This window comes from Kribbella sp. NPDC051770 (assembly GCF_040681455.1).
GTDB lineage: Bacteria > Actinomycetota > Actinomycetes > Propionibacteriales > Kribbellaceae > Kribbella.
The window spans coordinates 16,683-38,719 of sequence record NZ_JBFAYT010000022.1 but is presented as its reverse complement, the minus strand read 5'-3'; the positions used below and the strand labels follow the sequence as shown (position 1 = coordinate 38,719).

The 22,037-nt window shown below is 70.3% G+C and carries 20 protein-coding genes; 9 read left to right on the top strand and 11 right to left on the bottom strand.

The features are described 5' to 3' along the window. Window positions 1-7: 7 nt before the first annotated feature. Window positions 8-793, bottom strand: a complete 786-nt coding sequence (locus AB0M01_RS38505; RefSeq protein ID WP_363677700.1) for a metalloregulator ArsR/SmtB family transcription factor — start codon at window positions 791-793, stop codon at window positions 8-10. 126 nt (window positions 794-919) lie between these two features. On the opposite strand from AB0M01_RS38505, the gene AB0M01_RS38500 reads away from it, so the two are divergent. Genes AB0M01_RS38500 through AB0M01_RS38490 form a run of 3 tightly spaced genes read left to right on the top strand, consistent with a single transcriptional unit; the run spans window position 920 to window position 3,973 of the window. Then, window positions 920-2,398 (top strand): SDR family oxidoreductase, encoded by a 1,479-nt coding sequence (locus AB0M01_RS38500; protein ID WP_363677672.1) that lies wholly within the window; start codon window positions 920-922, stop codon window positions 2,396-2,398. Between the two features lie 21 nt (window positions 2,399-2,419). Further along, complete coding sequence (locus AB0M01_RS38495) at window positions 2,420-3,208, top strand: GNAT family N-acetyltransferase (protein WP_363677671.1); 789 nt, start codon at window positions 2,420-2,422, stop codon at window positions 3,206-3,208. Between the two features lie 21 nt (window positions 3,209-3,229). Continuing rightward, window positions 3,230-3,973, top strand: coding sequence for an SDR family oxidoreductase (locus tag AB0M01_RS38490; protein ID WP_363677670.1), 744 nt, complete (start codon window positions 3,230-3,232; stop codon window positions 3,971-3,973). 3 nt (window positions 3,974-3,976) lie between these two features. On the opposite strand, the gene AB0M01_RS38485 is transcribed toward AB0M01_RS38490, so the two are convergent. Next, window positions 3,977-5,536 carry an adenylate/guanylate cyclase domain-containing protein gene (locus tag AB0M01_RS38485; RefSeq protein WP_363677669.1) on the bottom strand — a complete coding sequence of 520 codons (1,560 nt, stop codon included), beginning with the start codon at window positions 5,534-5,536 and terminating at the stop codon, window positions 3,977-3,979. A gap of 372 nt (window positions 5,537-5,908) precedes the next feature. Between AB0M01_RS38485 and AB0M01_RS38480 the strand changes: the two genes are divergently transcribed. Beyond that, the gene (locus AB0M01_RS38480) at window positions 5,909-7,015 is read left to right on the top strand and encodes a CapA family protein (RefSeq protein ID WP_363677667.1); all 1,107 of its coding nucleotides are present in this window, start codon (window positions 5,909-5,911) and stop codon (window positions 7,013-7,015) included. Between the two features lie 3 nt (window positions 7,016-7,018). Here AB0M01_RS38480 and AB0M01_RS38475 read toward each other — a convergent pair whose 3' ends face one another. Continuing rightward, entirely contained in the window at window positions 7,019-7,777 is a 759-nt protein-coding gene (locus tag AB0M01_RS38475) for a M28 family peptidase (RefSeq protein WP_363677666.1), read from the bottom strand. Window positions 7,778-8,088: 311 nt separating this feature from the next. Here AB0M01_RS38475 and AB0M01_RS38470 point away from each other — a divergent pair, with 311 nt between their 5' ends. From AB0M01_RS38470 to AB0M01_RS38455, 4 genes are all read left to right on the top strand, one after another. Continuing rightward, complete coding sequence (locus AB0M01_RS38470) at window positions 8,089-9,867, top strand: M1 family metallopeptidase (RefSeq protein WP_363677665.1); 1,779 nt, start codon at window positions 8,089-8,091, stop codon at window positions 9,865-9,867. Between the two features lie 10 nt (window positions 9,868-9,877). Further along, entirely contained in the window at window positions 9,878-11,098 is a 1,221-nt protein-coding gene (locus AB0M01_RS38465; protein ID WP_363677663.1) for a histidine kinase, read from the top strand. A gap of 10 nt (window positions 11,099-11,108) precedes the next feature. Beyond that, entirely contained in the window at window positions 11,109-11,762 is a 654-nt protein-coding gene (locus AB0M01_RS38460; protein WP_363677661.1) for a response regulator transcription factor, read from the top strand. A gap of 106 nt (window positions 11,763-11,868) precedes the next feature. Beyond that, window positions 11,869-12,390 (top strand): TrmH family RNA methyltransferase, encoded by a 522-nt coding sequence (locus tag AB0M01_RS38455; protein WP_363677659.1) that lies wholly within the window; start codon window positions 11,869-11,871, stop codon window positions 12,388-12,390. On the opposite strand, the gene AB0M01_RS38450 is transcribed toward AB0M01_RS38455, so the two are convergent. Then, window positions 12,383-13,243 (bottom strand): GNAT family N-acetyltransferase, encoded by an 861-nt coding sequence (locus AB0M01_RS38450; RefSeq protein WP_363677657.1) that lies wholly within the window; start codon window positions 13,241-13,243, stop codon window positions 12,383-12,385. The genes AB0M01_RS38455 and AB0M01_RS38450 overlap by 8 nt on opposite strands. A 108-nt stretch (window positions 13,244-13,351) precedes the next feature. Between AB0M01_RS38450 and AB0M01_RS38445 the strand changes: the two genes are divergently transcribed. Then, complete coding sequence (locus AB0M01_RS38445; protein WP_363677655.1) at window positions 13,352-14,017, top strand: GntR family transcriptional regulator; 666 nt, start codon at window positions 13,352-13,354, stop codon at window positions 14,015-14,017. A gap of 4 nt (window positions 14,018-14,021) precedes the next feature. On the opposite strand, the gene AB0M01_RS38440 is transcribed toward AB0M01_RS38445, so the two are convergent. The 7 genes from AB0M01_RS38440 to AB0M01_RS38410 form a co-directional block, all read right to left on the bottom strand. Next, window positions 14,022-15,794: a gamma-glutamyltransferase family protein gene (locus AB0M01_RS38440; RefSeq protein WP_363677654.1), complete on the bottom strand. Its 1,773-nt coding sequence runs from the start codon at window positions 15,792-15,794 to the stop codon at window positions 14,022-14,024. Further along, window positions 15,791-16,783: an ABC transporter ATP-binding protein gene (locus AB0M01_RS38435; RefSeq protein ID WP_363677653.1), complete on the bottom strand. Its 993-nt coding sequence runs from the start codon at window positions 16,781-16,783 to the stop codon at window positions 15,791-15,793. Before AB0M01_RS38435 ends, AB0M01_RS38440 begins: the two co-directional genes overlap by 4 nt. After that, a complete protein-coding gene (locus AB0M01_RS38430; RefSeq protein ID WP_363677652.1) occupies window positions 16,780-17,760 on the bottom strand; it encodes an ABC transporter ATP-binding protein in 981 nt (326 codons plus the stop codon). Before AB0M01_RS38430 ends, AB0M01_RS38435 begins: the two co-directional genes overlap by 4 nt. Then, window positions 17,757-18,641, bottom strand: a complete 885-nt coding sequence (locus tag AB0M01_RS38425) for an ABC transporter permease (protein WP_363677651.1) — start codon at window positions 18,639-18,641, stop codon at window positions 17,757-17,759. The genes AB0M01_RS38430 and AB0M01_RS38425 overlap by 4 nt, the downstream gene beginning before the upstream one ends. After that, on the bottom strand, window positions 18,641-19,594 hold the full coding sequence (locus AB0M01_RS38420) for an ABC transporter permease (RefSeq protein ID WP_363677650.1): 954 nt from the start codon (window positions 19,592-19,594) through the stop codon (window positions 18,641-18,643). The genes AB0M01_RS38425 and AB0M01_RS38420 overlap by 1 nt, the downstream gene beginning before the upstream one ends. Before the next feature lie 9 nt (window positions 19,595-19,603). Then, the gene (locus AB0M01_RS38415; protein WP_363677649.1) at window positions 19,604-21,280 is read right to left on the bottom strand and encodes an ABC transporter substrate-binding protein; all 1,677 of its coding nucleotides are present in this window, start codon (window positions 21,278-21,280) and stop codon (window positions 19,604-19,606) included. Between the two features lie 133 nt (window positions 21,281-21,413). Next, complete coding sequence (locus AB0M01_RS38410; RefSeq protein WP_363677648.1) at window positions 21,414-21,914, bottom strand: N-acetyltransferase; 501 nt, start codon at window positions 21,912-21,914, stop codon at window positions 21,414-21,416. Window positions 21,915-22,037: the final 123 nt, after the last annotated feature.

The following is a 22,037-nucleotide window of genomic DNA, read 5'->3' as shown; positions in this document are numbered from 1 at the left end:
CGAATTGTCAGCTCCGCAGCGCCACGCTGGTCTCGGCGAACGACTTCAGGTCCGCGATCAGCCGCACCCAGCCCTCGCCGACCATCTCCCGGATCCGCGATCCGGGCTCGAACCCGGTGTGGACGACGGTCAGCTTCACCTGGTCGTCGACCGGCTCGAGCGTGAACGTCACCGTCGACAGCGGCTCGTCCTTCGTCGCCGCCTCGTCCTCCGCCGACAGCCCGGCGGCCGCCGCGAACTCCGGCGTCACCACGTGCCAGGTGTAGGCGAGCCGCCGGTACGGCTCGTGCTCGACGACCTTCTGGCCGGCGCCGGCCATCGTCACGTCGCCCATCTTCCACTCCATCGGCGACCCGGGCTGCCAGTCGGTCTCGTGGTGCAGCCCCCAGTACTCGGTGGTGAACTCGGGCTCGGTCAGCGCCCGCCAGAGCTTCTCGGGCGTGGTCCGGATGTACGTCGTGTAGACGAAGTCGTTGTCGCTCATGCTCTCCTGCTCCAATGCGGTCTTGAGGTCGGCGAACAGGTGGACCCGCCGCCGGTCGTACCGGGTGATCCAGCGGTCCGCGATCGCGTTGATCGGTTCGGCGTTCAGGTAGTGCAACTTCTCCCGGCCGCGCCGCACGGTGCTGACCAGGTTCGCGGCCTCCAGTACGGCGAGGTGCTTGCTCACCGACTGCCGCGCCATCGCCAGCACCGCGCACAGCTCGCGCAGGGTCTGGCCGTTGCGCGCGTTCAGCTCGTCGAGCAGCCGGCGCCGGCTGGGGTCCGCGAGGGCGCGGAACACGTCGTCCATCACGCTGTGCACTCCTAACAGGCAGCTCATCGGCTGCCTTTTCACGATAGGCAGCCAAAAGGCTGCCTGACAAAGCGCTGCACAACTTCGGCATGACTTCGACGCGCTCAGGGCACTCGTCTGGCTGTGACAGACCCCGGAAAACTCGTCCTGGTCACCGGAGTGACCGGTTACATCGGCGGCCGCCTCGTCCCCGAGCTGCTCAAGGCCGGCTACCGCGTCCGCGCGATGGCCCGCAACCCGCGCCGCCTGGAGAGCCGTGACTGGTACGACGACGTGGAGGTGGTCGAGGCCGACGCCGCCGACCAGCACCAGGTCGAGGCCGCGCTCGAGGGCGTCGACGTCGCGTACTACCTGATCCACGCGCTCGGCACCGGCAAGAAGTTCGAGGCCCGCGACCGGCACAGCGCGCGGACCTTCGGCGCGGCCGCGCGCCAGGCCGGAATCGGGCGGATCGTGTACCTCGGCGGGCTCTATCCCGAGGGCGAGGTGCTGTCGCCGCACCTCGGCTCGCGCCGTGAGGTCGGCGAGATCCTGCTCGCGTCCGGCGTACCGACGACCGTACTGCGGGCGGCGGTGATCCTCGGCTCCGGGTCGGCGTCGTTCGAGATGCTGCGCTACCTGACCGACCGGCTGCCGGTGATGGTGACGCCGCGCTGGCTCGACACCCGGATCCAGCCGATCGCCGTCCGCGACGTGCTGCACTACCTGGTCGGCAGCGCGGCGATGCCGCCTGAGGTGAACCGCGGCTTCGACATCGGCGGCCCGGACGTGCTCACGTACCGGCAGATGATGCAGCGGTACGCCGACGTCGCGCACCTCAAGCGCCGCCGGATCGTCACGCTCCCGCTGCTGACCCCGTCGCTGTCGAGCCACTGGGTCGGCCTGGTGACGCCGGTGCCGAACAGCATCGCGCGGCCGCTGGTCGACAGCCTGATCCACGAGGTGGTCCGCAAGGAGCACGACATCGCGCGGTACGTACCCGATCCGGCGCCGGGGCCGATCGGCTTCGACCGCGCGGTCGAGCTGGCGCTGAAGCGGATCCAGGATCTCGACGTGACGACGAGCTGGGCGTCCGCGGCGACTCCCGGCGTACCGAGTGATCCGTTGCCGAGCGATCCGGACTGGGCCGGCGGTTCCCTGTACATCGACGAGCGGGAGAGCGCGATCTCGGCGACGCCGGAGCAGCTCTGGGCGGTGATCGAGGGGATCGGCGGTGGCAACGGCTGGTACTCCTGGCGGCTCGGCTGGTGGGCGCGTGGGCTGCTGGACCGGATCTTCGGCGGGCCCGGTCTGCGGCGCGGCCGCCGGAACCCGAAGGATCTGTCGGTCGGTGACCCGCTCGACTGGTGGCGGGTCGAGGAGATCGACGAACCGAAGCTGCTGCGGCTGCGCGCCGAGATGCGGCTGCCGGGGCTGGCCTGGCTGGAGCTGATCGTCGACGAGGACGCCGAGGGGCGGACCGTCTTCCGGCAGCGCGCGCTGTTCCACCCGCGCGGGCTGCCCGGGCAGCTCTACTGGTGGGCGATCAAGCCGTTCCACGGGATCGTCTTCGGCGGGATGCAGCGCAACGTCGCCGAGGCGGCGGAGCAACAATCGTCTTGACGCGGGCCTGACCATAGAGGCGTGGAGATCAAGAGCCTGGGCTACCGGACCGACCTGTTGCTGCTGGCGCTCGGCGGGAGCGTGGTCAGCGACGCCGGCGATCACGTCGTGGTGCGGACGCCGCACAACCCGACGTTCTGGTGGGGGAACTTCCTGCTGCTCCGGTCGGCGATCGGCGCGGGGGAGCTGGAGGGGTGGCTGGAGGTCTTCGCGCGGACCTTCCCGGACGCCAAGCATGTTGCCTTGGGCATCGACTCGGTGGATGGTTCGGCGGTGGACGAGGACGAGCTGGCGGCGGCCGGGCTACGGATCGAGCGGAGCACGGTGATGACCGCACGCTCGGTCGTTCCGCCGGCGCGGCCGAACACGACGTCGGAGTACCGGTTCCTGAGCAGCGACGACGACTGGGAACAGCTGATCGGGCTGACTCTCGCGGCGAACCCGATGGATCTGGACGGCTACGAGGACTTCGTACGGCGGCGCGAGGCCGGCCATCGGGCGGTTGTCGAGGCGGGGCACGGGCAGTGGTTCGGGGCGTTCGAGGATGGGCGGCTGCAGGCGTCGCTGGGGTTGCTGACCGACGGGTCGGGGGTGGCGCGGTTCCAGGACGTGCAGACGCGTCCGGAGGACCGGGGGCGGGGGATCGCGAGCACGTTGGTGCACACGGCTTCGGAGTACGGGTTCGGGGAGTTGGCGGCGGAGACGCTGGTGATGGTGGCGGATCCGGAGTACCTGGCGATTCGGATCTACCGGGCGCTGGGGTTCGAGGGGACCGAGACGCAGATCCAGCTGACCAAGCCTGCGCCGTAGGGGCGTGAAAGGGTAGGACGTATGACTGGTTCGCGTGGGGTTGCGCTGGTGACGGGTGGGAGTCGCGGGATCGGCGCCGCGGCCGCGGTCGCGTTGGCTGCTGATGGGTGGGACGTTGGGATCAGCTACCGGACGCGGGACGACGAGGCTGCGCGGGTGGTCGCCGCGTGTGAGGCGGCGGGGCGGCGGGCGGTCGCCGTACGGGCGGATGTCGCCGAGGCTGCTGAGATCGAGTCGTTTTTCGACGCGGTGACGGGGGAGCTGGGCGCGATCGGGGCCGTGGTCAACAACGCGGGCATCGTTTCGCCGGCCGGGCGGGTCGACGAATACGACGTGGAGCGGCTCGAGCAGGTGTTCCGGGTGAACGCGATCGGGGCGTTCCTGGTCGCGGGCGCGGCGGTGCGGCGGATGTCGACGGCGCACGGTGGCGCGGGTGGGGTGATCGTGAACGTGTCGTCGCGGGGTGCGGTGCTCGGGTCGGCGGGGGAGTACGTCGACTACGCGGCGAGCAAGGCCGCGGTGGACACGCTGACCCTCGGGCTCGCGAACGAGGTCGCCAAGGAGGGGATCCGGGTGCTCGGGATCCGGCCCGGACTGATCGAGACCGAGATCCACGCCGAGGGCCGGCTGGAACGGATCGGCACCACACCGCCGCTCGGCCGGCCGGGCAAGGTCGAGGAGGTGGCCGGGCTGATCGCGTTCCTGGCCTCGGACCGCGCGTCGTACATGACGGGCTCGATGGTCGATGTCGCTGGTGGTCGCTGAAACTCAGTTGGGGTGAGCCAGGCGGGTTGAGGTCGGTCGGCCTCTCACCGTGATCTCCTCACCGGCGTGCCAGTGCGCGGCCTCCGACGGTGCCGCTTCATCCACCGCTGTCATCGACGCCACCACATGCCGATCGGTCTGCTTCGCCAGGTCGCTCAGCCTGGCCGCCTCGTTCACCGGGTCGCCGATCACCGTGTACTCGTACCGCCGAACGTCGCCGACCGTTCCGGCGACCACCGTCCCGGCCGTCACGCCGATCCCAGCCGTTGCCTCTGGCAACTCCTCGGCCAGCCGCTCGGCGAGCGCCCGGCCCGCCCGGAGAGCGCTCCCTGCGGCATCCGGTAGCTCCGTCGGCGCCCCGAACACCGCGAGCACCGCGTCCCCGGCGAACTTGTTCACGAACCCGTCGTTCCGATCCACCTCGTCGACCACGACCGCGAAAAAGCGGTTGAGCAGCTGAACCACCTCGGCCGGCGGCCGCCCAGCGGCCAGCTCCGTCGACCCGACCAGATCCACGAACAGCACGGCGGCGAACCGCTCCTCACCGCCGAGCGAGTCGCTCGTCAGCGCCTCCCGGACGACGTCCGGCCCGACGTACCGGCCGAAGACGTCGCGGATCCGCTCCCGCTCGCGCAACCCCGCGGCCATCTGGTTGAAGCCGGACTGCAGCGACCCGAGCTCGGTGCCGTCGAAGACCGGGATGCGCACGTTCAGCTCCCCGTCGCCGATCACCGCAAGCGCGTTCCGCACCGAGCGCACGGGCGCGACCACCGACTTGGCCGACAGCAGCGTGAGCAACCACCCGCAGACCAGGACGACGGTTCCGAGGACGAGGATGATCACCGAGAGCCGGGTCGCCGAGACGTCCTTCTCGATCAGCGCGATCACCGCGGTCAGCATCAGCCCGAGCACCGGTACGGCAGAGCCGGCCGCCCAGAAGAACACCGTGCGCGCCTTCAGCCCGGCCGCGAGCAGGCGACGCGGCGGCGCGCCGTCGGCGAGCGCCCGCGCGGCGATCGGCCGGAGCGCGAACTCGGTCAGCAGGTACGACGCCGCGCAGGTGACGATGCCGCCGTCGAAGGTCGTGACCATGACGCGGAGCACGCTCTCCGGCTGCAGCGCGAGCGTGAGCAGGCTGAAGAAGATTGTCCCGAGCAACCACAGGACGACCTCGATCATGGTCAGCCGCAACGGCAGCTGCAGCGTCGCGATCTGCTCCTTGCGGATCGCCGGGCGGTCCTGCAGCACCCAGTTGGTCACCCGCAGCGCGAGCCGCGTGCTCCAGACCGCGCCGACCAGCAGCGCGAACAGGAAGTACGACGGGAACGCGATCCACCGCACCAGGCTCAGCTCGTCACCCACTGGGGGACCGGGCAGCACCCAGACCGCGAGCACGAACACGACGACCGCGCCGATCACGTTGGTGCCGATGGAGAAGAAGGTCAGCAGCAGCTGCACGCGGATCCGCAGCATGCGTGGGCTCTGGTCGACCGGCCCCAGCAACCACGACCCGAAGGGCCTGCGCTGCAGCACCACTTCGGGGCTGCTGCTCTCCGGCATCATGCCTACAGTCTGCTGGGTCGCGCTGCGTGAGCGGAGCACCGCCCCGCGGTTGGGCGCGGTGGCTACCGTGGCCGCATGGGTGTGCGGTGGAGACCGTGGGCGCTGACAGCGGTGGTGATCGCCGGGGCCGCCGCGTGCACGGAACCCAGCCGGAGTGATGCGCCAACGCCGTCCACCGCGACCAGCCGGAGTGATGCGCCACGACCGTCCACCGCGACCAGCCGGAGCGATGCGCCACCACCGTCCGTCGCGACCAGCCGGCCGACCAGTCAACCGCCCGCTCCACGTGAGCCGCTGGTCCTCGTCGTTCACCCGACTCGCGCGGCCCAGGACGTCGACCTCGCCACCGCCCGCCGTGTGGCCGCGGGTGGCGTGAACACCTGGCGCGGCTTCCGCATCGTCAGCGGCGCCGACCAAGTAGCCCGCGACCTCGGCGCCCTGGCCGTCGTCCCCGCCTCCAAGGTCACCCCGACCGTCCGCCCTTGGACGGTGAACGGCATCGACCCACTCGCCGACCCGGCTGAGTACGCACTGACGAGCCCAGGCAGCACACCCCAGCAGGTCGTCAACCTGACCATCGGCGGCGACGTCATGCTCGGCCGCCGCGTCGCCACCGCCGCCGCCCGCACCGGCGACGTCTCCCGCCCGCTCCGCGCGATCGGCCCCCGCCTCAAGGCCGCCGATCTGACCGTCGTGAACCTCGAGAGCACGCTCTCCCGGGCCGGAAACCCCCAGCAGGGCGGCGACTCCTTCGCCGCTCCGCCCGGCGTCGTCGCCGGCCTGCGCGATGTCGGCGTCGACGTCGTCTCGCTGGCCAACAACCACACCGGTGACTTCCAGGACCGCGCCCTGGTCGAGACCGTCCGCCAGGTAAGGGCCGGCGGCATCCAACCAGTAGGTGCCGGAAGCAACTACACCGAGGCGTCCCGCCCGGTCGTGGTGACCCGCGACGGCGTGCGCTTCGGCTTTCTCGCCTTCAATGCGATCGGTGAGACCCCGCGCGCCGCCGCGACCAGTCCGGGCGCGTTCGAGCTGCGGATGCCACCGCGCACCGGCCCGCTCAACCAGGCCGACCTCGCAGCGCTGACCACCCGCATCCAGGCGCTGCGCAAGACCGTCGACGTGGTCGTCGTACTGCCGCACTGGGGTCAGCAGTACACCCACGACCCGGTCCCCGCGCAGCGGACCGTCGCGGACGCGCTGAGTCGAGCCGGCGCCGACCTGGTGATCGGCGGGCACCCGCACTGGGTGCAGAGTGCCCAGTTCTCGGCGAGCAAGGCAACGGTGCATTCGCTGGGCAACCTGGTCTTCGACATGGACTTCTCGCAGCAGACGCAGGAGGGGGTCCTGCTGGAGCTGACCTACTGGGGCAAGACGCTCAAGGCGGCGCGGCTGACTCCGTACGTGATCGGTGCGGACTTCAGCCCGCGGGTGGTGAGCGGTGCGCGAGCGGAGGCGATCCTCGCCGACCTGCGCTAGCAGCTAGCCGAGCCAGCTGACGAGCACCTTGCCCATCCGGTCGAGCTGAGCAGGATTGACGACGTTGGGCAGGTCGCGGGCGCTGTGATAGGCCGCGTACGGCGTACTGCCGAGGCGGGCGCCCGGGAGTCCGGCACGGACGAAGGACCAGTGGTCGCTCGACCTGTTCACGCAGCTACGCGTCCGTACGCCGACGCGCGCTGCTGCTGCCAGCAATTCGTTGCGGGTGGTCAGCTGGGAGTCGTTGGCCGAGCAGACCGGTACGACGGTGCCGACGCCGACCCGGTCCAGCGAGACCATGCCGCGGACCGCCTGGCGTCGTGCGGCGGGCAGGGAAGCGACGTAAGCGCGTGAACCGTAGTGGTGGTTGGCGTCGCCGTCGCCACGCGGCTCCTCGGCGCCGAAGGCAATGAACGTGGTCGGGAGACGCGGGGAGGCGAGTTGGGCAGTGCGCAGCAGGACGGCGATGCCGGACGCGTTGTCCTCGGCACCTGGTGCCTGCGGGACTGTGTCCAGGTGGGCGCCGACGACCAGGTGCGGCTTGCGGGGGCTGAATCCGGGTCTGGTTGCGATGAGGTTCCAGGTGGTGCCTGCACGGACCGGTACTCCCCAGGAGACACCCGCAGGAACCTGCAACTTCTGGCGGCGGACTTGATAGCCGGAAGCTTTGAACCGACCCTCCAACCACGTCAGAGCTTGCAGATAGGTGCTGCTGGTCGCTTCCCGCGGGCCGAGCCCGGCCAGGTGTCGCACGGTGGACATGGGGTCGTCCACTACCGGCGGGGGAGTCGGGGTAGGCGTTGGAGCCGGGGTGGTCCGAGCGCTGGGGCGAACAGGAGGAGGGGTCGTGGGCGCAGGTGACACCGTGCTGCTGGTGCAGGCGGTGGCCGCCAGCGCGGTGAGCAGAACAGCGATGCGCATGCCTCCATCCTGCCCAGGTTGGGCAACTTGGCACGGTGCTGCCCCTGGCTCTAATCGGCCGCGTCATCGGCCTGTCCGCTGGGTAGTGTCCAGCGAACGACGTCTGCGAACGACCGCGGCGAATGACCCCCTGAATGCCTCGGGAGCCCCCTGTGACCCACGACCGCCACTCCTACGCCGAACCGGCCCTGGTCCGTACCACCCATCTGGACCTGGAGCTGGATCTCGACTTCACCGCCAAGGTGCTGGTCGGCACCGCCACGCACACCCTGGCCTGGAGTGGGCCCGGCGACCGCCTGATCCTGGACAGTCGCGACCTGACCGTCCTGCAGGTGGAGGGCTCGACCGCTGACGGCTGGGAGCCGCTGGAGCACAACCTGGCCTTCCCGGACGACGAGCTGGGCTCCGCACTGACCATCCGCACCGCCGGGCACGAGCAGGTCCGCGTGAGCTACCGGACCGCGCCGACCGCGACCGGGTTGCAGTGGCTGGAGCCGGAGATGACGGCGGGCGGCGTACTGCCGTTCATGTTCAGCCAGTCGCAGGCGATCCACGCACGCAGCTGGGTGCCGGTGCAGGACACTCCCGGCGTCCGCTTCAGCTACAGCGCACACGTCACCGCGCCGCCGGAACTGATGGTGCTCATGAGTGCCGACAACGGCACTCAGTCCCGTCGTACCGGTTCGTACGACGTGGTGATGCCGGAGCCGATCCCGTCGTACCTGCTGGCGATCGCGGCCGGCGACCTGGTCTTCGAGCCGATCGGTGAGCGGGCAGGCGTCTGGGCCGAGCCGGAGATGGCCAAGCGGGCCGCCACCGAGTTCAGGGACACCGAGGAGATGATGCGCGTCACCGAGGCGCTCTTCGGCCCCTACCGCTGGGGTCGGTACGACGTTCTGGTGCTGCCGCCGTCCTTCCCGTACGGCGGGATGGAGAACCCGCGGATGACGTTCGCGACCCCGACCGTGGTGATCGGCGACAAGTCGCTGGTCAGCGTGATCGCGCACGAGCTCGCGCACAGCTGGTCCGGCAACCTGGTCACCCAGGACAGCTGGGACGACATCTGGCTGAACGAGGGCTTCACGTCGTACGTCGAGAACCGGATCGTCGAGGCGGTCTACGGCACCGAGCTGGCGGTGATGGAGACCGCGATCAAGCAGCACTCGACCGTGCTCAAGCTCGATCCGCTGACTCCGGCCCAGCTGGCGGTTGAGCTACCGGGTCTCAATCACGGTACTGAGTACCACGGGACGACCTCGCTCGGACCGCTGAAGGGTTCGTGGTTCCTGTCCTGGCTGGAGGAGCGGTTCGGGCGCGAGGTCTTCGACCCGTTCCTGCGCGGGTACTTCGACCGGTTCGCGTTCCGCAGCATCAACTCCGAGGACTTCGTCGCGCACCTGCAGGAGCACCTGCTGACGCCGCGGCCCGGTGTGGTGACGGCGGATGAGGTCGCGGCGTGGCTGGACGAGCCGGGCATCCCGCAGTTCGCCGCGCGGGCGCAGTCGGCCCGCTTTGAGGTGGTGGACCAGCTGCGAGACAACTGGTTGCGCACTGGTGAGCTGCCGGCCGGCGGGAAGAGCTGGACGACGCAGGAGTGGCTGCGCTTCCTGGACGCTGCTCCGGACGTGCTGAGCGCCGAGCAGCTGCAGGAGCTCGACCGCGAGTTCTCCTTGACCGGTACGGCGAACGGCGAGATCGCCCGCCGCTGGTACTCGATCGTTGCCGCCAGCGCCTACACCCCGGCGTACGACGAACTGGCGACGTTCCTGACCCGCGTCGGCCGGATGAAGCTGGTGCTGCCGGTCTACAGGGCACTGAGCGCGTCGGAGGAGGGCCGGGAGTTCGCGGCCCGGGTGTTTGCGACTGCTCAGCCCGGCTACCACCCGATCACGACCGCCGCGGTCCAGAAGATCCTGGCGGCCGCCCGCTAACGTCTGGGGTATGTCAGCGGAGCTCGATCGCCCAGGAGTCGTCCAGGCGCTGTTCCGGCCGGGGTCGCGGGCTGCGCCTGGGCAGGGTCGCCGGACGCCGCGGGACTGGGTGGTCGACACGCTGTTCGTGCTGCTCGCGATCGGCGGCAGTCTGCTGCCGCCGGCGGCGCCGGGACCGGACCCGAAGCTGCCGCTGCCGCCGGAGGACGTCTCCATGGCGTTCGGGCTGGCGGCTGCCGCAGCGTTGCTGCTGCGACGGCGGTGGCCGGTGGAGCTGGTCGTCGTGCTGACGCTGCTCTCGGTGTTCTTCCCGGCGGTGGGCACGGCGAGCGCGCTGGCGCTGTTCACCGTCGCGGTGCACCGGCGACCGGCGATCAGCCTGTCGATCCTGCTGCTGGCCATCGGGTCCGCCGCGCTGCAGTTCTGGCTCTACCCGATCAAGCTCGACATCCCGTACGGGTACCAGTTCGTCGTGGGCTTCGTGGCGCTGATGTGTCTGGCGTCGGTCGCCTGGGGCATCGTCGTACGGACCCGGCGGCAGCTGATGATCTCGCTGGAGGAGCGGGCGCGGCGGGCCGAGTCGGAGCAGGAGATGCGCGTCGAGCAGGGGCGCCAGCGGGAGCGGGAGCGGATCGCTCGGGAGATGCATGATGCGCTCGGGCATCGCCTGTCGCTGCTGAGCGTGCACGCGGGGGCGCTGGAGTTCCGGCCGGACATGCCGGCGGACGAGCTGGCGGTGACGGCCGGGGTGATCCGCGCGAGTGCGCGGGAGAGCATGGACGATCTGCGGGCAATCGTCGGCGTACTGCGTGGGCCTGGGCTGAGCGATCCGGGCGGGCAGCGGCCGCAGCCGGGGATCGGGGAGATCGCCGCGCTGGTGGAGGAGTCGGTGGCGGCGGGGATGCAGGTGCGGTTCCAGCCGCTGGAGGGTGAGGCTGTCGGGCTGCCGGCGGCGACTGGTCGGCACGGCTACCGGATCGTGCAGGAGGGGCTGACGAACGCCCGCAAGCACGCGCCGGGGTCGCTGGTGCATGTGGAGCTGAGCGGCGGGCCGGGGGACGGGCTGACGATCGAGGTACGGAACAGACTGGGCGCAGGTGGGCAGCCGGGATCGCAGGTCGGTCTAGTCGGTTTGGTGGAGAGGGCGACACTCGCAGGCGGACGACTTGAACATGGTGTGAAGGCCGGAGAGTTCCAGCTGACCGCATGGCTGCCCTGGCCGACCGCCTAGGCTGTGCGGCATGGCTGTCCGGGTGGTGCTGGTTGATGACGATCCGTTGGTGCGGGCTGGGCTGAAGAGCATGCTCGGGGGAGCGGGCGAGCTGGAGATCATCGGTGACGCGGCCGACGGTCAGGCGGCGATCGCCACCGTCACCGAGCTGCGGCCGGACGTCGTACTGATGGACATCACGATGCCGGTGATGGACGGCCTGACCGCGACCGAGGCCGTACGCCGTCTGCCGGACGCGCCCGAGGTCGTGATCCTGACGACGTTCGGGTCCGAGCAGCATCTCCTGCAGGCGTTGCGCGCCGGAGCGGCGGGCTTCCTGCTGAAGGACTCGGCGCCGCGCGAGATCGTCGACGCGGTCGTGCGGGTCGCGGACGGCGAGCCGATCCTGTCCGGTGGCGTCACCCGGCACCTGATGGACTTCGTCGCCGGTGACGCGGGAGGAACTCGCCGCGAGCAGGCCGTCGAGGCGCTCGCGAAGCTCACCGATCGCGAGCGCGACGTCGCCGCGGCTGTTGCCGAAGGCAAGAGCAATGCGGAGATCGCCGACGCCCTCGACCTCGGCGTCGCCACCGTGAAGACGCACCTCACGCGCATCCTCACCAAGCTCGACCTGAACAACCGCGTCCAGATCGCGCTGCTCGCGCACGACGCCGGCCTCGCCTAAGCTGATCCCGAGAGCGCCCGTCGAGGCGCCCCGACGATGGCCCCGGCGCGCCGCGAAGCGCCGCTCAGATGAGGAAGAACACAGGGAGGATCGCTCCCACCGCACGATGAGCGCCCCCCGCGTCCGCACCCGCAAGGACCTGCGTCGCCAGCGCCGCCGTCGCGCCCACACCTGCTGGGACCACCTCCTGATCGCACCCCTCTGGCCGATGTACGACGTGAACCTCGGCACCCTGCTCCGTACCTGCGACGCCACCGGCGCCTGCCTCGCCGTACCGAAGCTCCCGTGGGTGCCCGAAGCCCTCGCCCGCGGCAACACCCTCCGGACCAGGAGCTGCGTCCACTGGACCGGCCACAACTCCGTCCAGTGGCTCGCCGACCAGCGCAAGCGCGACGACACCACGATCCTCGGCGTCGAGTTGGCCGAGGACGCCGTCCGCCTGGCCGACCTCCAGCCTGCGAGGCGCAGGACGATCGTCGTACTCGGTCACGAGCAGACCGGCATCCCACCCGAAGCCCTCGACGAGCTCGACCTCGTCGTCGAGATCCCGATGATCGGTACCGGTGCCAGCCTCAACGTCGCCGTGGCCGGCTCCCTCGTGGGCTACCGATTGGCGGGGCTCAGCTGAGGAAGAGGTGGCAGCGGTGGACCTGGTGGGTCTCTCGGTAGCCGAGGGACTCGTTGGTCCGCCGCATCGCCTCGTTGCTGGCTGCAGTGTCGGTCAGCAGCCCGGCGAGCTGCGGATGCCGGGCTCGCGTCTGCCGGGCCTGCTCGGCTTTGATCCAGCGCGACAAGCCCCGTCCGCGATGAGAAGCCGCGACGACCGTGCCGTAGTGCTGCGCGTCGCCACAACCATCACCCGGTACGACGAGCTCGGTGTACGCGACCACCTCACCCGTGGACGCGTCCAGCGCGGCGACGGTCTCCAGCAGCTCGCCGCGCTGCGCCACGACGTCAGCGACGTACCGGGTGCGCTCGATGTCCCACACCTCTTCGCCGTAGTCGATGTCGCCGACCGGTGCGTCGTTCATCGCGTTGCGGACGGCGGTGAAGCTCTCGATCAACCCGTCCGGCGGTGCACCGGCCCAGGAGGTCAGCTGGTAGCCGGCAACCGGCGCCACCGACACACAGCCATCACCCAGCGCCAGCCGCGTGTAGATGAGCCGCAGCCCGACAGCAAACCCACGTGCAGCCAGGAACGCGTCTCCAGCAGAGCCAGCTGTCGCGTCAGCCAATAGCGTCGTCGCCTCGTTCTCAGCAGCACCCTGCAGCGCCGCCTCCAGCAGACGCGTCCCCACACCCTGCCGCCGCTCAGCCGGATGCACCGCGAGCTCCAGCTCGGCCAGGTGCTGCTGGGAGGGCTTGCTGTTCAGCCGCAGGTACGCCGAACCGACAGGGTGCTCACCGGACGCCAGCCAGACCAGCCGGCGGCTGAACGGCCGGTAGTCGGGGTCGGTCAACGGTGTGATCGTGATGGACAAGGCGTCAACGTACCGAGGCGCACCGGTAGGCGGCAAACAGGTTCTGCGCCCTGCGGTCCGGTACGGTGCCTCGCAACGGCACCGGCCGAAAGCAGAGGGGAGTCCGGGGTGGACCAGCAGTACGGGGGCGAGCAGGTACGCACGATCGGTGCGGACCACATCGCGCTCAGGGAGCAGGTGCTGAGCGAACTGCGGCGCCGCATCGTCGACGGCGACTACGCCCAGGGCGAGCGGCTGACCGAGAACCGCCTGGCCGACGACTTCGGGGTGTCGCGCAACCCGGTCCGCGAGGCCCTGCGGGTGGTGGAGAGCGAGGGGTTCGTCGAGATCCTGCCGCGGCGTGGTGCGGTGGTGGCGACGCTCGACGACACGGCGATCCGCGACCTGTTCGCCGTACGGAAGCAGCTGGAGACGCTGGCCGCCGGGCTCGCTGCCGAGCGGGCGACCGAGGAGGACGTCGCGCGGCTGCGCGGGTTGCTGGCGGAGGCGAACGCCGCGACGGACGCGGAGGACTTCGCGCGGGTCGCCGAGCTGAACAGCGAGCTGCACGTCGCGGTGATCGACATCAGCGGAAACCGCTGGCTGGCTTCGCTGGCGTCGGCGATGTACCACCATGTGCACTGGGTGTTCCGGGTCGGCGCAGCGCAGCGGGCGCCGCACTCGTGGGAGGAGCACATCCGCCTGGTCGACGCCATCGCCGAGGGCGACGTGGAGGCCGCTGTCGCGGCGGCCACGGCTCACATCGAAGCCGCAGCCGCCGCCGCGCTCGCCTAAGCGCCTAGCGGCCCACTGCGTACCCCTGCATCCCGCGGGGGTTCGCGGCCGCTGCCAGTACGCCGTCGGCTTCACGCGCCACCGCACACAACCGGCCGAGGCTCCATGGATCCGACTCCGTCACCACGTGCCCACGGCGTACCAGCTCATCCCGCACGCCAGCACCGAGCCGACTCTCCAGCACCAGGCCACCCGGCTCGGTCGCCCGCGGGTAGAACGACGACGGGAACCCAGTGGTGTGCCAAGCAGGCGCGTCGATCGCCTCCTGCAGGTCCTGCCCACCAGCCAGCGTCCGCAGCAGGAACAGCAACTGCCACTGGTCCTGCTGATCCCCACCGGGCGACCCACAAGCCAGCACTGGTACGCCGTCCCGCAGCACCAGCGTCGGCGTGAGCGTCGTCCGCGGCCGCTTGCCAGGAGCCAGCGACGACGCGAGCCCTTCCTCCAGCCAGAACATCTGCGCCCGGCTCCCCAGCGGGAACCCGAGCGACGGAATCACCGGTGACGACTGCAGCCACCCACCACTCGGCGTCGCCGAGATGACGTTGCCCCACCGGTCCATCACGTCGACATGACACGTGTCGCCACGAGTCCCACCGTCAGGTGCCACCGTCGGCTCCCCAACAGTCGCGTCGACAGCGGCACCACTGGTCGTCACCGAAGGCAGCTGCGGCTTCCGCCCGTCCGGCTGACCAGGCCGCAGCTCCAGCGACGCCTCTGCACCGACCAGCGCAGCCCGAGCAGCGGCGTACGCGGGGGAGAGCAGCGTCTTCAGCGGTACGTCGGCGCCGTCGCCGTACCAGGCCTCGCGGTCGGCGTACGACAGCTTCATGACCTCGACAGTGGTGTGCACGGCCTCAGCACTGGTCAGGTCAAGCTCGCTGGGGTCACCCAGCTCAGCCAGTACGGCGAGCGACTGCAGCAGTGCTGGCCCCTGGCCCCACGGACCTGTCTTCGCCACGGTGTGCCCGTGCCAGTCCAGCGTCGCCGCGTCCTCCCAGGTCGCGGTGAACGCCGCCATGTCGGCGCCGGTGATCAGCCCGGCGTGGTCCTCGCCGCTGGAGTCCCGGTGCGGCTTCTTCGAGAACTCGTCGACCGCCTCCGCGACGAAACCCTCCCGCCACGCCAGCCGGGCGGCCTCGACCTGTGCGACCAGGTCTGACCCGGCTGACTCGCCGGCAACCACCAGTCTCTCCAGCGTGTCCGCGTAGGCAGGGTTCTTGAACAGCTGGTTCGCCTTGGGCCCCTGTCCGTGCGACAGCCACAGCTCCGCAGACGTCGGCCAGTGCTCGGTGAACAGCTCCCGCACGGTCTCGACCGTGTCACCGACCCGCGGTACGACCGGGTGCCCGTTGCGGGCGTAGTCGATCGCCGGCTCGAGCACAGTCCGCAGCGGCAGCGTCCCGTGATCCCTGAGCAGCAGCAGCCAGGCGTCGACCGCACCGGGCACAGTTGCAGCCAGCGGGCCGGAGCCAGGCACCAGGTCGAGGCCCAGCGACTTGTAGTGCTCGATGGTCGCTCCGGCCGGTGCCACACCTTGTCCGGCGAGCACCCGTGGCGTCGGGTCGGAGGCGGTCGCGACGATCGCCGGGACCTCCCCACCGGGCCCGTTGAGGTGCGGCTCGACCACGTGCAGCACGAACCCGGCGCAGGCGGCCGCGTCGAACGCGTTGCCGCCGAGCTCCAGGATCCGCATCGCCGACTGCGACGCCAGCCAGTGCGTGGACGAGACCATCCCGAACGTGCCGCGCAGCGTGGGCCGGGTGGTGAAGGTCATCGGGCAGCTCCTGTGTCAGTCGTGTCTTGCGTACGCCGTACGTCCGGGCCGGTGCCGTCGTCGGCGACCAGGTGGCACGCGACCCGGTGTCCACCCTCTCCGATCACCCGCGACTCCGGGACGACTGTCCGGCATCTGTCCACCGCCACCGGGCACCGGGTGTGGAACCGGCAGCCGCTGGGCGGGTCGATCGGTGACGGCAGGTCGTCGCCGAGCAGCACGGGCTGTCGCGCCCGCTGCGTCGTCGGGTCGGGCACCGGAGCAGCAGACAGCAGCGCCTGCGTGTACGGATGCTTCGGTACGCCGAAGATGCGCTCCCGCGGCCCCTGCTCGACCAACTGACCCAGGTACATCACCGCGACCTCGTCAGCCAGGTACTCGACAGCGGACAGGTCGTGCGTGATGAACAAGCAGGCGAAGCCCAGGTCCCGCTGCAAGTCAGCCAGCAGGTTGAGCACCGACGCCTGAACCGAAACGTCCAGCGCGCTGGTCGGCTCGTCGGCGACGAGCAGGCTCGGCTTGGAGATCAGCGCCCGCGCGATGCTGACCCGCTGGCGCTGGCCACCCGATAGCTCGTGCGGCGAGCGGTGTGCGACCTCCGGGCGGAGCCCTACTCGCCGGAGCGAGTCAGCAACGGCTCCGGCGGTGTCCCGCTGCCGCTGCAGCCGCAGCGGCTCGCTGACGATGTCGCCGACCGACAGCCGCGGGTCCAACGAACCGGCGGGGTCCTGGAACACGATGGACACGTCCCGCCGGTGCTTGCGGAGCTGTCGGCGGTTGAGGTGAGTGATATCGGCATCTGCGAGCCGGACTGTCCCACCGGTGGGCTCCAGGAGCCGGACGATGCAGCGGCCGACTGTGGACTTGCCGGAGCCGCTCTCGCCGACCAGGGCGACCACTGTGCCCTTGCGGATCTGCAGCGAGACTCCGTCGACGGCTCTGACCGGGCCGAAGTGCATGACCAGGTCCTCGATCTCCAACGCGTTCATCGGGCCTCCACCGGCTCACGGACCGGATTCCAGCACGCCACCTGGTGAGCGCCTGCCGTCAGGAGCGGTTGCTCCGTCGTACAGGTGTCCAGTGCTCGGGGGCAGCGGTCGGCGAACGTGCAGGCGTCGGGCTGCTCGCTGAGCACCGGGACCAGGCCCGGGATCTCGTTGAGGCGGTCGCTGCCCGCGTGCCGTCCGGCCGCGGGCGATGCTCCGAGCAGCCCGGCGGTGTAGGGGTGAGTGGGGTGGGCGAACAGGTCGTGCACCTCGGCGGTCTCGACCACGCGGCCGGCGTACATGACGGCCACCCGGTCGGCGAGGTCCGCGACGACGCCGAGGTCGTGGGTGATCAGCACGATGCTCGTGCCGAGCCGCTCCCGCAGACCACGCAGTACGTCGAGAATGCCGGCCTGGATGGTGACGTCGAGCGCGGTGGTCGGCTCGTCGGCGATCAGCACCTTCGGGTCGCAGGCGACGGCCATCGCGATCATCACCCGCTGCCGCATCCCGCCGGACAGCTGGTGCGGGTAGTCGTCGACGCGGCGGTCGGCCGACGGGATGCCGACGAGCTTGAGCAGCTCGATCGCGCGCTTGCGCGCCGCCGCACGGGACAGCCCGTTGTGCACGCCGAGCACCTCGCCGATCTGGCGCCCGACGGTGAAGACCGGGTTCAGCGACGTCATCGGCTCCTGGAAGATGTACGCGATCTCGCGGCCGCGGATCGACCGCAGGGTGCGCTTGTCGGCGCCGATCAGCTCGACGCCGTCGAGCTTCACCGAGCCGTCGACGTTCGCCGAGCGGGGGAGCAGCCCGGCGATGCTCATCGCGGTGACGCTCTTCCCGCAACCGGACTCACCAACGACGGCCAGCACTTCCTGCTCCTCGACCGAGAAGTCGACCTTGTCGACGGCCGAGACGTACCCGTCCTCGGTGCGGAAGCCGACCGACAGCTGCTTGACCTCGAGGATCGTGCTCATCGGCGGCTCGCTTTCGGGTCGAGGGCGTCGCGTAGGCTGTCGCCGACGATGTTGAACGCGAGCACCAGCAGCATGATCGCCAGCCCCGGCATCACCGCGGCCCACGGCGCTCGCGTTGCGAACTGCTGGGCGTCGGACAGCATCGTGCCCAGGCTCGGCGCGGGCGGCTGGATGCCGAGCCCGAGGAACGACAGCACCGCCTCGCCGAGGATCGCGGCCGGGATCGCCACCGTCGCCTGCACGATCACCACCGACGCGGCGTTCGGCAGGATGTGCCGGCCGAGCACCCACAGGTCCCCGGCGCCCTCGACGACCGCCGCCGCGACGAAGTCCAGCGACTTCAGCCGCAGCGTCTCCGAGCGGACGATCCGGATCACGCCGGGGATCTGCGCGATCCCGATCGCGATCGCCGCGTTGCCGAGGCTGGCGCCGCGGATCGCGGCCAGCCCGACCGCCAGGATCAGGAACGGGAACGCCAGCACCAGGTCGGTGAACCGCGAGATCAGCGCGTCGACGGCGCGGAAGTACCCGGCCATCAGCCCGAGCGGTACGCCGACCACCAGCGACGTCGCGACCGCGAGCAGCCCGACGTGGAGCGAGGCGCGCAGCCCGAACATGATCCGGGCCAGCACGTCGCGGCCCAGGTCGTCGGTGCCGAGCAGGTAACCCGGCGTACCGGGTGGGCCGAAGGCCTCGTTCAGGTGCGTGTCGGTCGGTTCGTGCGGCGCGATCCAGGGGGCGAGGACCGCGACCACGACGGCCAGCACCAGCACGACCAGCCCGGCGATCGCCAGCGGGTTGCGCAGGATCCGCTTGACCACCTTGCGGCGCCGCGACGACAGCGGGGCGCCGGCCGAAACGTTGACATCGGCAACAGCCATTAGGACTCACCTCGCACCCGGATCCGCGGGTCGATCACCGAGTAGAGCAGGTCGACCAGCAGGTTGATCACGATGTACGCCGTCGCGGTGACCAGTACGACGGCCTGGATCACCGGGTAGTCGCGCTGGAAGACCGAGTCGACGGTCAGCTTGCCGAAACCGGGCAGCGCGAAGATCCGCTCGGTGACGACCGCGCCGGAGATCAGCGCCCCGAGCTGCAGCCCGACGATCGTGACCACGACGATCAGGCTGTTGCGCAGCGCGTGCCGGCCGATCACCGCGCTCGGCCGCAGGCCCTTCGCCTCCGCCGTCCGGATGTAGTCGGCCGAGAGCGCGTCGAGCATCGACGACCGGGTTTGCCGCATGATGACCGCCGCGAGGCCGGTCCCGAGGATCAGCGCCGGCAGCACCAGGTGGTGCAGGTTGGCGACCGGGTCGGTGAAGAACGGCACGAAACCGGACGCCGGGAAGAGCCCGAGCGCGACCGACAGGTACAGGATCGCCATCAGGCCGAGCCAGAAGTTCGGCACCGACAGCCCGAGCAGGGCGAGCGCGTTCGCCGCCCACTCGGCCGGCCGGCCGCGCTGCACCGCCGCGACCACGCCGGCGCCGATGCCGATCACGCCGGCGACGGCGATCGCGAGCAGCGACAGCTCCAGCGTCACGGGCAGAGCGCTCCGGAGCATCCCGGTCACGCTCTCTCCCGTTCTGATCGAGACCCCGAGATCGCCCCGGACGGCGTGGCTGACGAACTGCCAGAACTGCACCAGCAGCGAGTCGTCCAGGCCGTACTGCTCACGGATCGCCCGCAGCGACTCCGGATCGCGGTCCTCCCCGGCCAGCGCCAGGGCCGGGTCGCCGGGCAGGGCCCGGACGCCGAGGAAGACCACGATCGTTGCCAGCAGCAAGGTCACGGCCGACTGCCAGAGCCGGCCCAGCAGGTAGCGGCGCATCGCCACCGCCTACTTCGCGAAACCGGCGAAGGCGGTCCGGATCACCCCGTCCGGGTAGGTCTGGACGCCGAGCACCTTCTTGCTGACCCCGGTCAGGTTGCGCTGGCGGTACAGGTAGATCAGCGGGTCGTCCTGCTGCAGCTTGGCCACCACGTCGCCGTACAGCTTGACCCGCTCGGCCTGGTCCTTGGCCTGCCGGGCGTCGGTGAGCAGCTTGTCCACCTCGGGGCTGTTGTACCCGGCAACGTTCTGGCTGCCGCCGGTGCCGACGAAGTTGAAGATGTTCGCGTCCGGGTCGACCCGGCCCGACCAGCCGAGCTGGAGCAGCTCGAAGTCACCACGGTCCTGCTGGTCCAGCAGCGACGCGTACTCGACCGGCTTGATCACGAGATCGAACCCGCCCTCCTTGACCATCGCCTGCAGGGCCTGGGCGAGGCGCAGCGAGTCGGGGTTGTTCGAGGTGATCATCTCCACCTTGTACGGCGTACTGACGCCGGCCTGCTGCAGCAGCTCCTTGGCCTTGGCCGGGTCGTGCCCCGGGCAGACCTGCGCGGCCTCGCTGGTGAACTCGCTCTTCGGCGAGATCGGCGAGCAGGCCACGGTGTTGAGCCCGTTGAAGATCGTCTTCACCAGCGCGTCCCGGTCGATCGACGCCTCCAGCGCCTGCCGGACCCGCGGGTCCTTCGCGATCGGGGTGTCGAGCTGCTTGACCGGCTTGCCGATCCCCTCGGCGTTGCCGACGTTGATGGTCAGCCCCTGGTAGCCCAGCGACTGCGACTGCAGCACGGTCATGCTGCTGTCCTTCTGCAGCTCCGGCGCGTCCTGCGTCGACAGTGAGTCGGCGATCTGCGCGTCACCGGAGCGCAGGTTGGCCGAGCGGATGCTGGAGTCGGTGATGATTCGGTACTCGATCGCGTCCAGGTGCACCTTGGCGGCGTCGTAGTACAGCGGGTCCTTGACCACCTTGATCGAGTTCTGCGCGACCCGGCTGGCGAACTTGAACGGGCCGACGCAGGCCGGCGCCGTGGAGAAGTTCGCGCCGAGCTTGGCGACGGCGGCCGGGCTGAGCACCATCCCGGCCCGGTCGGCCAGAGCGGCCGTCAGCGGCGCGAACGGCTTGGACAGCTTGATCACGACGGTCTTCGGGTCCGGCGTCTCGATCCCGCTGATCGGGCCGAGCTCGCTCTTGCGGCCGGAACCGGCCAGCGTCAGGCCGCGCTCGATCGAGCCCTTCACCGCGGCCGAGTCCAGCGTGCCGCCGTCGGCGAACTTGACGCCTTCCTTCAGCGGGATGGTCAGGCTCAGGCCGTCGGCCGCGACGGTCGGCAGCGCGGTCGCGAGCTGCGGCACGATCTTGGCGTCCGGGCCGAGGTCGTACAGCTTCTCGCACATGGTGTGGAAGACGTAGCGCGAGTACAGGCTGCGCGACAGCGTCGGGTCGAGCTTGTCCGGATCGGCCGACAGGGCAACGGTCAGCGTCCCACCGGGCTTGACCTGCGCTGCGTCGGCGGCGTCACCGAAGACGTCCTGGCCGGCGGCGGCTTGGTCGCCGCCGCCGGACGGGTTGTCGCCGGACTGGACCGGTGAGCAGGCGGTGGCCGCGAGGACGAGGGCGAGCAGGGCGGCCGGGGGAGCGGTCTGCCACCGAGTGGAACGATTCAGCGGCGACGGAGTTCGACGGAACATTTCGTCCTCCAGGGGATGAGCGGTTCCGTCGACTGTTTCATGTATACAAGGGCGGCGCGCAAGCGGTTCGGAGTGTTTGGTGCAAGCTTTTACCGATTTGCGTCCCGGCCCGGTGAAGGATTTCCTCCGTCTTTCAGGCTTCCCAGGCCGTGGGGTAGCGAATGGTGCCGCGGGGGAGTATGCGCTCCGCGACCAGCCCGAGGGCCATCTGGTTCGGGCCGTCGTACGGGCTGTGGATGCCGGAATCGGTCGCCTGCCGGAAACCGAACCGCGGGTAGTACTCGTGATGCCCCAGTACGACGACCGCGTGCTCGCCTTCGGCCCGGGCCGCCGCGAGCGCGGCCCGGATCGTCGCGCTGCCGGCGCCGGCGCCCTGGTACTGCGGCAGGACGGCGACCGGCCCGAGCACGAGCGCCGGGGACTCGTCGATGTGGCAACGACTCAGCAGTGCGTGGGCAACGATCTCGCCGGCCCGCGTCGCGACGTACGAGAGGGTGGGGATCCAGGCGTTCGAGGTGCGCAGCCGCAGCACGATGTCGGGCTCGAGCCGGCGGCCGAACGCGTGGAAGTTGACCGCGTCGACGGCGGTGCTGTCAGCGCCGGACTCGGCGCGGGTGATCCAGGTGGTGGACAACGGAAAGACCTTTCGACCAGGAGGAGCTGGGCAAGGACCAGCACTGCGCGGTCATACGCCTCAACTCCTCTCTCCCTGGTCGTCGGTGGTCACACTAGTGCTGCTGTGTCCCTGCTGTCGTTC